This is a genomic window from Mesorhizobium sp. M0830 (assembly GCF_040319965.1).
Taxonomy (GTDB): domain Bacteria; phylum Pseudomonadota; class Alphaproteobacteria; order Rhizobiales; family Rhizobiaceae; genus Mesorhizobium.
The window spans coordinates 45,823-58,587 of sequence record NZ_JAMYOR010000039.1; the positions used below are offsets into that span (position 1 = coordinate 45,823).

At 62.4% G+C, this 12,765-nt stretch carries 12 protein-coding genes and 1 pseudogene; 6 read left to right on the plus strand and 7 right to left on the minus strand.

Annotated features, from left to right (window positions below; genetic code table 11):
* Positions 1–46: 46 nt before the first annotated feature.
* Entirely contained in the window at positions 47–1,219 is a 1,173-nt protein-coding gene (locus tag NKI20_RS21745; RefSeq protein ID WP_352834069.1) for an epoxide hydrolase family protein, read from the plus strand.
* A gap of 31 nt (positions 1,220–1,250) precedes the next feature.
* On the opposite strand, the gene NKI20_RS21750 is transcribed toward NKI20_RS21745, so the two are convergent.
* The gene (locus NKI20_RS21750; protein ID WP_352834072.1) at positions 1,251–2,303 is read right to left on the minus strand and encodes a DUF1176 domain-containing protein; all 1,053 of its coding nucleotides are present in this window, start codon (positions 2,301–2,303) and stop codon (positions 1,251–1,253) included.
* A gap of 134 nt (positions 2,304–2,437) precedes the next feature.
* On the opposite strand from NKI20_RS21750, the gene NKI20_RS21755 reads away from it, so the two are divergent.
* On the plus strand, positions 2,438–2,944 hold the full coding sequence (locus NKI20_RS21755) for a DUF1993 domain-containing protein (RefSeq protein ID WP_352834075.1): 507 nt from the start codon (positions 2,438–2,440) through the stop codon (positions 2,942–2,944).
* Between the two features lie 59 nt (positions 2,945–3,003).
* Here NKI20_RS21755 and NKI20_RS21760 read toward each other — a convergent pair whose 3' ends face one another.
* The gene (locus NKI20_RS21760) at positions 3,004–3,168 is read right to left on the minus strand and encodes a DUF1127 domain-containing protein (RefSeq protein WP_023759496.1); all 165 of its coding nucleotides are present in this window, start codon (positions 3,166–3,168) and stop codon (positions 3,004–3,006) included.
* Positions 3,169–3,553: 385 nt separating this feature from the next.
* On the opposite strand from NKI20_RS21760, the gene NKI20_RS21765 reads away from it, so the two are divergent.
* The 3 genes from NKI20_RS21765 to NKI20_RS21775 all read left to right on the plus strand — a co-directional run bounded on the left by NKI20_RS21765 (position 3,554) and on the right by NKI20_RS21775 (position 6,517).
* Positions 3,554–4,015, plus strand: a complete 462-nt coding sequence (locus NKI20_RS21765; protein WP_352834077.1) for a hypothetical protein — start codon at positions 3,554–3,556, stop codon at positions 4,013–4,015.
* 117 nt (positions 4,016–4,132) lie between these two features.
* A complete protein-coding gene (locus tag NKI20_RS21770; protein WP_352834080.1) occupies positions 4,133–5,200 on the plus strand; it encodes an aldo/keto reductase in 1,068 nt (355 codons plus the stop codon).
* Positions 5,201–5,251: 51 nt separating this feature from the next.
* Positions 5,252–6,517 carry a cysteine desulfurase-like protein gene (locus NKI20_RS21775; protein WP_352834083.1) on the plus strand — a complete coding sequence of 422 codons (1,266 nt, stop codon included), beginning with the start codon at positions 5,252–5,254 and terminating at the stop codon, positions 6,515–6,517.
* An 18-nt stretch (positions 6,518–6,535) separates the two neighbouring features.
* Here the strand turns inward: NKI20_RS21775 and NKI20_RS21780 are convergent, their stop codons facing one another.
* From NKI20_RS21780 to NKI20_RS21800, 5 genes and pseudogenes are all read right to left on the minus strand, one after another.
* The gene (locus NKI20_RS21780) at positions 6,536–7,564 is read right to left on the minus strand and encodes a histone deacetylase family protein (protein ID WP_352834086.1); all 1,029 of its coding nucleotides are present in this window, start codon (positions 7,562–7,564) and stop codon (positions 6,536–6,538) included.
* Entirely contained in the window at positions 7,561–8,073 is a 513-nt protein-coding gene (locus NKI20_RS21785; protein ID WP_352834089.1) for a GNAT family N-acetyltransferase, read from the minus strand. Before NKI20_RS21785 ends, NKI20_RS21780 begins: the two co-directional genes overlap by 4 nt.
* 205 nt (positions 8,074–8,278) lie before the next feature.
* Positions 8,279–9,200, minus strand: a pseudogene (kce, locus tag NKI20_RS21790) (3,5-dioxohexanoate:acetyl-CoA acetone transferase).
* Between the two features lie 4 nt (positions 9,201–9,204).
* The gene (locus NKI20_RS21795; RefSeq protein WP_352834092.1) at positions 9,205–10,590 is read right to left on the minus strand and encodes an aminotransferase family protein; all 1,386 of its coding nucleotides are present in this window, start codon (positions 10,588–10,590) and stop codon (positions 9,205–9,207) included.
* 1 nt (position 10,591) lies between these two features.
* Positions 10,592–12,232, minus strand: a complete 1,641-nt coding sequence (locus NKI20_RS21800) for a N,N-dimethylformamidase beta subunit family domain-containing protein (protein ID WP_352834095.1) — start codon at positions 12,230–12,232, stop codon at positions 10,592–10,594.
* Positions 12,233–12,388: 156 nt separating this feature from the next.
* On the opposite strand from NKI20_RS21800, the gene NKI20_RS21805 reads away from it, so the two are divergent.
* Positions 12,389–12,637 carry a ParB N-terminal domain-containing protein gene (locus NKI20_RS21805; protein ID WP_013532091.1) on the plus strand — a complete coding sequence of 83 codons (249 nt, stop codon included), beginning with the start codon at positions 12,389–12,391 and terminating at the stop codon, positions 12,635–12,637.
* The last annotated feature ends 128 nt before the right edge of the window (positions 12,638–12,765 follow it).

The window sequence follows — 12,765 nt, forward strand, 5'->3', positions numbered from 1 at the left end:
CTTGCTGGTGTAGACTGACATGATCCAACAACTCGGAAGCACGGCGATGGACGCTCGCCCCTTCAATATCCAGATTCCGAACGAACAACTTGAGGAGCTCCAGGACCGTCTTCACGCAACGCGATGGCCAGTTCCGCTAATCGAAACAGGCTGGAACGATGGGGCCGACCTGCCGTTCATGGAGCGCCTTGCGGATTACTGGCGAGATCGCTTCGACTGGAGAGCGCAAGAGGCGCGGCTGAACAGGCTGCCGCAATATCTGGCTAGGGTGAACAACCTGGATGTCCATTTTGTCCACCAGCTGGGCACCGGACCGGCGCCGCTGCCGCTGATCATCACGCATGGCTGGCCCGGTTCCTTCATCGAAATGGAACACATCATTCCATTGCTGACGGATCCATCTGCCCATGGTGGTGACCCGGCCGACGCTTTCCACGTTGTGGTTCCCTCGTTGCCCGGATACGGCTTCTCGCAGGCGCCGACGGAACCCGGCTTCCACTCCGGCCGCATCGCGGAGCTATGGGTGCAGTTGATGTGCGGGCTCGGCTATGAGCGCTTCGCTTGTCAGGGCGGCGACATCGGCGCCGGCGTCTCCGCCTGGATGGCACGGCTCTTTCCTGAAAACGTGCTTGGCGTCCACGTCAATTACATTCCCGGGAGCTATCGGCCACCCTTGGGTGCAGATCAGCCGCCTGTCACCGTTGAGGAACAGGCCTTTCTGGACAAGGCTGCGGCTTGGGCGGCAACAGAGGGTGCCTATGCCCATCTGCAGGGCACGAAGCCTCAGACGCTCACTTATGCGCTGACTGACTCGCCGATCGGCCTCGCAGCCTGGATGATCGAGAAGTTCCGTTCCTGGAGCGATTGCGACGGTGACGTGGAACGCGCCTTTGGCATGGACGCGCTCCTTACGGACGTTTCTCTCTACTGGTTCACCAATGCGCTCACCTCATCCTTGCGGCTCTACAAGGAGAATCGGCTCTCCCCTCTTGCGTTCAAGGCGCAGGAACGCGTTTCGCCGCCACTTGGGGTAGCGCTTTTCCCCCGCGAGTTGCCAATGCCGCCGCGCTCCTGGGTGGCGAGGGTCTTCGACGTGCAGCGATGGACGCCGATGCCGCGCGGCGGCCATTTCGCTGCGCTGGAGGAACCGAATCTTCTGGTCCAGGACATTCGCGCCTTCTTTCGGCCAATGCGTTCGCGGCCTGAAACGAGAATGTGAACGAACGCGGCGTTCTTGAATCGAGTCTTGCCTACGGCGCGGTGTTGTAGTCGACAACTGTCTGCGGATTTTCCTCGCCGTCATAGGATGCATCGACGTCGTACTGGACCAGCGAAAAATCACCGTTGCGGAACAAATACGTGCCGGAGTCGGAGGCATCGCCGATGCCGCGCCATTTGTTGAACGTGGTGATCGTATGGGCGTCCGGGCCATAGTCGGAATTGGTGGCCCATCCGGTGGTGTGGAAGCCGATCACCGTCACGCTCAACAGCTTGCCGTCACTGTCGTTGTTCTCGTAGCGGATATCGGTCTCCGGTTCGGCGAACTGCAATTGCTGCACCGCCGAAAGCTCGTCGGTCATGTAGTAGACCGAATTTTCATTGTAAGCGGCGGCCGAACACGAAAAATGAAACAGCCGTGTTTCCTTGTCAGGATCGCCGGGCTGCGCATTCTTGTCCTTGTATTTGATCGAAAAGACCTCCGGCTCATCGGCCAGGAACTGCTTGTCGCATTGGTCGCCATACGTCGCCAGAAAGGCCTTCTTGGCCTTTTCCAGTGCCATGTCCTTCCTCGGCGGCGGCGGCCCGTCGCCGCAGCTTGGCGGCAATGCCTCTTCGAAATCGGCGGTGGAAGGCTTAAGCGCGCCTTTTTCGATGTGGATCGGATCGAAGGGCGGCGCGGCCTGGATTTGGGCATTCACCTGGCGCAGCGTATAGCAGCCGGCAAAGACCTTCTCGCCGCCGCTCTTGTCGGTGGCGCGGATGGCTACGGGGACGTTGTAGAAAATGCTGCCGGCGGCGCCCTCGTTCGAAACGGCCCCGGTCTCGACCTCGACTTTGTCGGTGCCGTCATAGCCCTTGACGAAACTGCCGAAATCCTTAGCCGGCTTCGTATCTCCGAAATAGCCCCAGGCGCGGGCGAATTCATGCCGGTTGATGGCGCTGTACAGCGAGCGGACCACCGCGTCGGCGCTCGACCGATCGTCGACATAGGGCGTTTCCGGCGCACCTTCGGCGGCCAGGGCCGTCTGGCCGATCGGGGCAAGGGCGAGCAAGGCAGTCGCTGCGAAAAGGGCGCGTCTCATCGGGTATCTCCGCTCGATGGGAGATTCCATGGCGATTGCGGCAACGTGGTGACGCTGGTTCGGCGGTCTTGAAGAATCGTGTGCGAAGGCGCTACGTCGCATCCGCCGGCGTTCGGCCGGACAGGAGATTTGACGTGGCAATATCGATGTATGAGGCATCCGTGCCTGTGTTTTCGGCCAGGCTGAAAGCACTTTCCAATGTGCTTGCGACCGCCGAACAGAATGCGATTGACCGCAAGATCGACCCGCAGGTGTTTTTGACGTCGCGGTTGGCGCCCGACATGTATGCTTTGACCCGGCAGGTGCAGATCGCCACCGACCATGCCAAGGGCGCGCCGTCACGGCTCGCCGGGCGCGAGGTGCCCAGATACGAGGACAACGAGGCGAGTTTCGCCGATGTCCAGGCGCGCATCGCGAAGACCCTGGACCTACTGGCGACATTTTCGGCGGCCGAGTTCGACGGCTCGGACGACAAGATGATCGAATTGAAGCTTGGCGGACGCGAAAGCTCGATGCCGGGCCTGCAGTATCTGCTGCATGTGGCCATGCCCAACTTCTATTTCCACCTCACCACCGCCTACGACATCCTTCGCCACAACGGCGTGCCGCTGGGCAAGGCGACGTTCCTGGGATCGCGCTAACGGATCGATGTCTTCGAGAAGTCCCGGACTGATCCGGGACATCTCGCGGCTCGATACGTTTAGCGAACGGACATTTCGCGGGCGATGCGGGGGAAATCGGCCGGCTTGATACCGATGTCGGCGCGGTCGGCGTTGCTCATCGCATCGAGCAGTGCGAGCGCCGAACGGTATCTCAGATGCTCCTGCGGCCGCGGCCGGGCGAACATTTCAGTGAAGAAACTCATGATTCAAGCCCCTAATTGGTCCTCCACGGCCACCAGTATAGCTGAATCGTGACGATTGTGCAGTGCAGCATTTGCATGCCTGCCATGTCTTGGCGGAGTTTTTCGCCATTTCCTGAACCGACCGAAACTTTTGGCGGACCGCATCGTAATGCTGGCTATGGCCGTTCTTCCTCGCCACTCCTGGCGAATTCCGGACCGCATGAAAGTGCGGTCCGGCTTTTCATTTCTGGGCTTGAGGAGTTGAAGCGGCGCACCCGCGCAACGGCTATCTTCGTTAAGATCGACGGCATGCAATTTTAACGAGCCGGTTATATGCTCTGAAGCTTGCACAGTCGGGCAAGGGGAGGCAGACATCGGCACTGGCGCCAAGCGTGATTTTGCTTCGTTGCTCGACGACCTCTTCGTCGCCTCCGACAAGGGCGACGGAATTGGGGGCGACGAGGCCCGCGCTCGTCCATCCATCCCGTTCGATTATCTCTCGGTGGCCGATGAACTCCATTCCGGCCGCATCAAGGTTTCCGCCACCGAATATCGCGAGGCCGGCGCCGATCTGGCGTCCGAATTCGCCGCCTTGCTCGATCATGCGAAGCTGGCTCTGGCAGGCGAAGAGCCAAAGCCCGAGGAGGAGCTGCCGCCGATCGATCCGGAATCCATCTCCGTCGAACTTGGTCTCAACCAGCCCAAGCAAATCGCCGATTTCAGCCGTATGCGCCGCAGTTTTGCCTTTGCCAATCATCCGGACCGCGTCGCGCCGCATCTGCGCCAGCGCGCCATGATCCGCATGCAGGTCGCCAATATGCTGATCGACGAGGCCAAGCGGCGCGCGGTGGCCGCCGCTCGCCGCTGAACGCGGCTGGCTCACGCAAAAGTCGGTCTGGCGAGGCTTGGAGAGTGCCTCTGCTTTCCGTAGGATGGGGCTTCCTCCCCCGCGCTGCCGCACCCTTTTCCTCCGGAGCAGATTTCCATGCACAAACGCCGTCTCGGTCGGACCGATCTTCTTGTTACCCAGATCTGCCTGGGCTCCATGACCTGGGGCCAGCAGAACAGCGAGGCCGAGGGCCATGCGCAGATGGACCTGGCCTTCTCGCGCGGCGTCAATTTCATCGACACCGCCGAGCTTTATCCGATCCCGCCCAAGGCGGAGACGCAAGGGTGGACCGAAAAGATCATCGGCAGCTGGATGAAGGCCAACCGCAACCGCGATAAGGTGATCCTTGCCTCCAAGGTCGTCGGTCGCACGGCCAACCGGTGGTTTCGCGGCGACAGGCCGTCGCGACTGGTGCGCGCCGATATCTTTGACGCCATCGAAAAATCGCTGGCCAAGCTCGGCACCGACTACATCGACCTCTACCAGATCCATTGGCCGGAACGGGACATCCCTTGGGGCGCCAATCCGACACGCATCGGTGCTGTATCGCCGCGCGCCGATTCTGTCGGCGCACCGGCCGACGAAACACCGATCGCCGAGACGCTTGCCGTGTTCAACGATCTGGTGAAGGCGGGAAAGATCCGCCATTTCGGCCTGTCGAACGAGAGTTCCTGGGGCGTGATGCGTTTCCTTGCCGAGGCTGACAAAGGGATCGGCCCGCGCGTTGCGTCGATCCAGAACGCCTACAATCTCGTCAACCGCACTTTCGAGGTGAACCTCGCCGAGGTCTGCGAACGCGAGCAGGTATCGTTGCTTCCCTATTCGCCGCTGGCGCAGGGTTATCTGACCGGCAAATACGATCATGGCGCGCGCCCGCAAGGGTCGCGCTCGCAGCTGTTCAATCGTGGCCAGCGCTATGAGACGCCCAACGCGGCGCAAGTGCAGCTCGAATACAATGAGCTGGCGCGCTCCTTTGGCCTGGAGCCGGCATTGTTTGCCAATGCCTATGTCTCAAGCCGGCCCTTCGTCACCTCCAACATCGTCGGCGCGACGACCCTTTCGCAGCTCGAGATGGCGCTGTCTTCCGTGGAAATCGTCTGGACCGAAGAGATGCAGAAGGCGGTGGATGCGATCCATCAGCGGGTCGGCAATCCCTGTCCCTGAACGGGATTGGATGTGGCCGAATACTCGATAATTCCAAGGGAGCGGGCGACAATGAATTTTCCGATAGAGCTGGTCCGCGAACGATTTCCGGCGCTGTCCCTGACCGACAAGGGCCGTCGCCGCATCTATCTCGACAACCCTGCCGGCACGCAGGTGCCACAGGCAGTAGCGGATGCCGTTTCGCGCTGTCTCTTGGCCACCAACGCCAACCTTGGCGGCTATTTCGAAACGACGATTGCCGCGCAAGCTGTCGTCGACGACGCGCATCAGGCGATGGCCGATTTCCTCGGTGCGGCGAGCTCCGAGGAAATCATCATCGGCGCCAACATGACGACGCTGACCTATCACATGTCGCGCACGCTCGGCCGCGCGATGCAGCCCGGCGACGAGATCATCCTCACCCGCATGGACCATGAGGGCAATGTCTCGCCATGGCTGCAATTGGCCGAGGATCTCGGTCTTGTCGTGCGCCGGCTGCCATTCGACGAAAAGAGCTGGCAGGTCGAAGAGGCAACGCTCGCTAGCCTGCTTTCAGACAGGACGCGATTGGTCGCCTTGAACTATGCCAGCAACCTGACCGGTTCCATCAATCGCGTGAAGGCGCTGACCGCCATTGCGAAACAGACCGGTGCGCTGGTCTATGTCGACGCCGTCCAGTTCGCGCCGCATGGCCTGATCGACGTGCAGCAGCTTGGCTGCGATTTCCTGATCTGCTCGGCCTACAAGTTCTTCGGTCCGCACATGGGCATTTTGTGGGGGCGGCGCGACGTCATCGATGGCCTGAAACCTTATAAATGCCGCTGCTCGTCGAATGGGCTGCCGGAGCGGTTCGAACTGGGCACGCCGCAAATCGAGTTGATGGCCGGTCTCACGGCCGCGGTCGACTATTTTGCCGACCTTGGCACGGCATGGGGCGAGGGTGGATCGCGAAGGCAGAAGATTGCCAAGGCATTTGAAGTCTCGATCGCCTACGAAAACCCGCTGGCGCAACGGTTGATCGAAGGTCTGTCCGATATCGAGGGTCTGACCATCCACGGCATCACCGATCCGAAGCGGATTGGCGAGCGCGTGCCGACCGTCTCCTTCACCGTCGACGGCATCGTGCCGGAGACGATAGTGCGGCAGATGAACGCCGAAAACATTTTCCTGTGGTCCGGCCACAACTATGCCTGGGAGATCGTCCACCAACTCGGCATTCCGGCTGAGCAAGGTGTCGTGCGCATCGGCATTGCCCACTACAATACGGCGGCCGAAATCGACGAGACGCTGGAGAGCGTGCACCGGGTCATCGCCATGCTCAGGCAGGAACGACCCTGACGCGCTTTCGCAACGAGGTCACCGCGACGTGCAGCCGAAGCCGGTGAGGAAGGCGGTGAGATTGTCGCCGAGTTCGTCGCAGAGATAACCGCCCTCCTGGACGATCACCGTCGGTAGGCCGAGCTTGGCAATGGCCTCGCCGATGCGCGCGAAACCCGGTGTCGTCACAGAAAGTCCGCCGAACGGGTCGCCCTCGAACGCGTCGAGGCCGAGTGCCACGACCAGCGCGTCGGGCGAAAAGGCTCGAATGCGCTGGAATGTCACCTCGAGTGCTTCGAGAAACGCCGCATCAGTGGATTTGCGCGGCAGCGGCAGGTTGAAATTGTAGCCGAGGCCGGGCCCTTCGCCGCGCTCGTCGGCGTGGCCCCAGAAGAACGGATAGAAGCGCACCGGATCGGCATGCAGCGAGACGGTGAGAACATCGGGCCGTGCATAGAAGATCCCTTGCGTGCCGTTGCCGTGATGCAGGTCGACATCGAGGATCGCGACGCGCGAAGCCGTCCTGCGCAAGACCTGCGCGGCGACGGCCGAGTTGTTGATGAAACAGAAGCCGCCGGCGACATCGGCAAAGGCATGGTGGCCGGGCGGGCGGCACAGAGCATAGGCGGCCGACGCGCCTGAAATCACCGCCTCGGCGGCTTCGACCGCGCTCCAGGCGCTCCACAGCGCGCTCTGCCATGTCTCGCCCGAGATTGGGCAAGCGGTGTCGGCCATGTGGTAGCCGGCCTGGCCGACCGCAGAGGCCGGATAGGAGCCGTTGCGCGCGATCGGGTGGATGTTGGGGATCACTTCGGCCGACGCGCCCTCGATGCGCTGCCAGCGAGCGTAGATATGCTCGAGGAAATCCAGATATTCCGGTGTATGCACCGCTGCGACCGGTCCGAGCCCGTGATTGCGCGGCCGCACGATCTCGCACCCGGCTGCTTTTGCGCCGGCTAATAACCTCTCAACGCGGTCCGGCTGTTCCGGATTGGGCTGCGCCGCACCGCTCGAAAGAAAGGCCTTGGGATCGTGGCGCTTCTGTTCCTCGGCATAGAAGGTTTTCATTCCTGCTCCCCGTTTTCGGTCGCATCGGCGAAGGCGAAAAAAGCCTCGCCGGTGATCTTCTGCGTCTGCTCGTAGCTCGACCAGGCGATGCCAAGCCTTTCATAAAAGGACTTGGCGCCCTCATTGTCGGCGTCGACGGAAAGTCGGAGATAGGCGCCGCCGTCTTTCCGGCACTGCGCCGCAACGTGCCGCAGCAGCCGCTCGCCGATCTTGCGGCCGCGAAAACGGTCCTCGACATAGAGGTCCTGCACATAGACACCAGGCCTCCCCATCCAGGTCGAAAAGATCGGGAAATATAGGCAGAGACCGGCGAACTCGCCGCCGACTTCGGCGATCAGGGTCGAAAAGGCGGGTTTTTCGCCAAAGCCATAGCGGCGGAGATCGTCGGCGGTGGAGATGATCTCTTCCGGTGCCCCGATGTGGGTCCCAAGTTTCAGGATCGATGCGTGGATGGTATCGACGTCCTCCACGCGGCCGGGGCGAAGGCGGACTTCTGATGGTTTGCTCACGACAGGCAGGGCGCCCAGGCGCCCCCCTCTGTCCTGCCGGACATCTCCCCCTCCAGGGGGGAGATTCGCAGCTTTGGCCTTGCCGCCCATCCCCTGACGTTGGAGATTTGCGAAAGCCGTTGTGACGGCCAATCTCCCCCCTTGAGGGGGAGATGTCCGGCAGGACAGAGGGGGGCCGGGCTGGACGCAACCATCTCAGTGATTCTCAAAACGCCACCCGATCGCCACCCTTCAGCGCCAGCATGTCGCGCGCTTCGGCGGGGGTGGCGACCTCCAGCGACGAGAATGCCACGGATGCGGCGCACTTGATCGGCATTGGACTTCGCCAGCTGACGGCCGTCATAGAGACTGTCTTCCAGGCCGACACGGACATTGCCGCCCATGGCTGCTGCGATCGAGATCAGCGGCATCTGCTGACGGCCGGCGGCCAGCACTGAGAACTGGTAGCCGTCGCCGAACAATTTGTCGGCGATCCGCATCATATGGACGAGATTGTCGGGATCGGCGCCGATGCCGCCCAGAATGCCCAGCACGAACTGGATGAACAGCGGTCCCGACACCAGCCCGCGGTCGCGGAAATGCGCCAGCGAGTAGAGATGGCCGACATCGTAGCATTCGAATTCGAAGCGCGTGCCACAGCCCTTGCCCAGCCTCTCAAGTACGCCATCCATATCGGCGAAGGTGTTCTTGAAGATTGTGTCCCGCGTCGCTTCGAGCAACTGCGGCTCCCATTCGTGCTGCCATTCCCGTGGCTTGTCGAGCATCGGAAACAGCGCGAAATTCATCGAGCCCATGTTGAGCGAGCACATTTCGGGCTCGGCCCGCAGCGGTGCAGCCAGCCGCTGATCCAAGGTCATTAACGACGAGCCGCCGGTGGTGATGTTGATCACCGCATCGGTCGCCTGCTTGATGCGCGGCAGGAACTGCATGTAGACGTCCGGATCGGCGGTCGGGCGGCCATCCCTGGGGTCACGGGCGTGCAGATGCAGGATAGAGGCGCCGGCCTCGGCCGCCGCGATCGCGTCGGCGGCGATCTGGTCCGGTGTCACCGGCAGATAGGGCGACATCGACGGCGTGTGCACCGAGCCGGTGACGGCGCAGGTGATGATGACTTTGCGCGGTGCCATTCTTTTACCCCTGGCCTTCGATCGGCAGGTCGAGCTCGGAGGCCAAAACCTCCAGCGAGTCGCCGATGATGGAGACGATCTCGCCGACCTGCTGGCTAGTGACGATCATCGGCGGCGCGACCATGAAATTGTCGCTGTCGACGCCGCCCTTGACCTTGCGGCCATAGATGATCAGCCCGCGCCCATACGCGAGGTCGAGCAGCCTCTCCGTGGCCTTCTTGGTCTGGTCGATCGGTTTCAAGGTCTCGGGATCGGCGACCATCTGGGCGCCGGTGAGCAGGCCCTTGCCGCGCACGTCGGCGATGAACGGAAACCGCTTGGCCAGCGCCTTCAGCCCATCCATCAGCACGTCGCCCATGGCAGCCGCGTTGGCGATCAGGTCGAGCCGGTCCATTTCACCAAGGACAGCCAGGCCGGCGGCGCAGGCCAGCGGGTTGCCGGCATAGGTATGGCCGTGCTGGAAGCCGCCGGAGGCAAGCAGCGGCTGCACCAGCCGCATCGGTGCGGCCAATGCGCCAAGCGGCGCATAGCCCGAGCCAAGTCCCTTGGACAGCGCGACAATGTCGGGCTTGCAGTTCCAGTGATCGCCGCCGAGGAATTTGCCGGTGCGGCCGGCGCCGCTCATCACTTCATCATGGATGAGCAAGATGCCGTAGCGGTCGCAGATCTCGCGGATGCGCGGATAATAGCTGTCCGGCGCCACCAGGGCTGAGGTGGCAGCACCACCGATCGGCTCCATGATGAATGCGACCACGCTGCCTGGGCCCTCCGCAAGGATCTTCTCCTCCAGCATGTCGGCATAGCGGATGCCGCGCTGTTCCATAGAAAGGTTGTCGCGGTCGCGCCAGGCGTTCGGCGCCGGCACGGACGGCATCACCCGCATCATCGGCTCGAACGTTTCGGCAAGCGCATCGTCGCCGGTGATCGACAGCGAACCCAGCGTGCCGCCGTGATAGGAGGGAAAGCGGGTGATCACCTTCCAGCGGGTGGCCTGGCCTGTGGCGACGGCCCATTGCCGCGCCAGCTTGATGCAGGATTCCGTCGCTTCCGAGCCGCCCGAGACGAAGAAGATACGGTCCATGCCTTCCGGCAGCTTGCCGGCGAGCTCCCGCGCAAGCTCCTCCGCCGGCTCGTTCTCGAAATGCAGCCGGTAGGCGAAGGTGGCGCGATCCATCTGCCGCTTCATGGCGTCCAGCACATTGCGGTTGGAATGGCCGATATTGGCGACCATCGGGCCGCTCGATCCGTCGATGAAGCGGCGGCCGTCCTGCGTCCACATGTAGATGCCCTCGGCGCGGTCGATCAGCGGCCGGCGCAGGCTCGACAGATAGAACAAATGCGATTCTCGCCGGGCTTCCGTGTCTTGAGCGGCGGTCTGGGCTTTCGACATGTCAGGACTTTCCGAGGTAACGATCGAGGACATTTTTTGTGACGCGTTCGACCATCGGGTCTTGTCTTAGCAGGCCGGCGACCCATTCGCAGCTTCCGGCGTGGAACACCTCGCCCTTGCCGCGCGGGAAATTGACGATCATGCCGTTGCCGCGTTTGACCTTTTCCAAATTGGCATCGCTCGCCTCGCCGAACAGCGTTTCGGCGGTGAAGCGACCATCCTCATCGGTGAGGAACTGGTCCTCGATTGGTATATCGGCACTTTCTTCCACCTGACTGGCCATGCCGACGGCGAGAACCTGCAGGCCATCAGGCGCGCCGCTGGTTTCCGTGGGGTAGGGCAGGCCGTCGCGTATCTCGAAGTCGAGCCCGTCGACCTCATAGCCATAGACATGGCTGTCGGCGCCCAGCAGGTCGCCATAGTAGATGCCGGTGCCGGCGAAGGCCCAGTGCTCCGGCCGGTAGACCGGGAAGCCGCGCACGCCGCGCGGCGCGCAACCGCCCCAGCCGGCATAGACGCCGCGCGTCGCATTGAGCCCGAAGGTCGCCGAACCAGGCCGGCCGATTTCCGGCGCTTCCCAGGAATTGGTGGCGCGGGTGACATCACCGCCGCGATAGACGGGATCTTCGGCGCGCGCGCGGTATTTGTAGCAGACCTGCCGGCGACCCTCATCCTCCAGCCGCGTCTGCCACATGAAATTGCCGGCAAAACGCGCCGCATGGCCGCCGCGGGTCACATAGGTGTCGACGGCGTCACGCATCTCCCAGGTCCAGTATTCGTCATGGCCGACAAAGACAACGCAGTCATAGCCGTCGAGAATTTCCGGCGAAAAATGCAGATCGTGCTGGCTGGCGAGATCGACCTGATAGCCGGCCTGTTCGACGAATCGGAAGAAGTGGCTGTCGTAACTGGCCCAGCCGGACGAAGCGTATTTCTTCGAATGGCCGGTGGCGAGCGCCCATTCCATGTGCGGATAGCGCGGCACCGTCTTCGGCGGTACGGCGACTTCCAGCGGCACGCGTGGTGCACCCTTCGGCAGCACCACGAAGCCACGGCACCAGGGGCGCTGCGTCGACACGATCGGCGAATACTGGTTGCGGTCCGGCCCGGTGATACCCTGGTAGTGGTTGGAGCCGCCCCACGTGTTGTAGGCGAGCCACGTCCCGGTCGCCGCCACCTGCAGCACACGGCCGGGCTTCTTGCCGGGCAGGGGCGCGGCGATGAAAATATGGTGGCAATGGATCGGCTTGCGGTCACGGCCATCGGCGGTCAGCGTCACCCGGTAGGCGCCGGATGGCCAGTCCGCCTCGACGCGGAATTCGAACGAGGCGTCCCAGCCGCAGCCTTCGACCGAACATTGGTCGGGCGTGTCCTGCCTGCGCGCCGCGATACCCGTCTTCTCGAACACCTTGGTCTCGGTGCCACCGTCTCGGACGATCTCAATATTGAACTGCGAGGCCGTCGAACTGACATAGAGCGCTACCGTTTCGCCGGCGCGATAGGAAAACCGGTCGCTGTAGCACCAGATCTCGCTGCGCTCGCCATCCATGCCAGGCCATTCATAGTAGTGGCCGCGCACTGCGTGCCGGCGCTGCTCGGGCGTCAGTCCGAAATCGGGGAACTCGGTCGGCAGTTGGGTCATGAACACCGGAGAAGTTCGAAGGCCGCCATTTCGGCGATCTGCCGGTCCAGCGTCAAATGGAAACGATCGGGCCAGCATTCGTTAGCCGCGCCCTTGGCCCTTGAGATCAAAGAGACTATCTCCACAAAGGGCGGCGTTTCCGCCACGGGGGTCGGCATGCTCAGAGTGCAAAAGGTCAAGGTCGACGAGATCTACGTGCCGACGGCGCGCAAGAAGACGCTGCATCCCGAGACTGTCCGCCATCTGGCCGAGGACATTCTCGAAAACGGCATGAAGACACCGATCCAGGTCCGCCATGACGGCAAGCGCCATATCCTCGTCGAGGGCCTGCATCGGCTGGAAGCGGCAAAGTGGCTCGGCGAGACCGAGATCGAGGCCTATCTGGTGCAAGCCAAGCGCCACTGACACGTCGACAAGAACACCCAGTTTGTCGATCAGATATGCTGCCCTAGAGCGGGATGAATTTAGGTTGGGCATAGCCAGCCTCGGTGAAGTAATTTCGGCATTCGGTTGACGTGACCTCGCCGAGGATT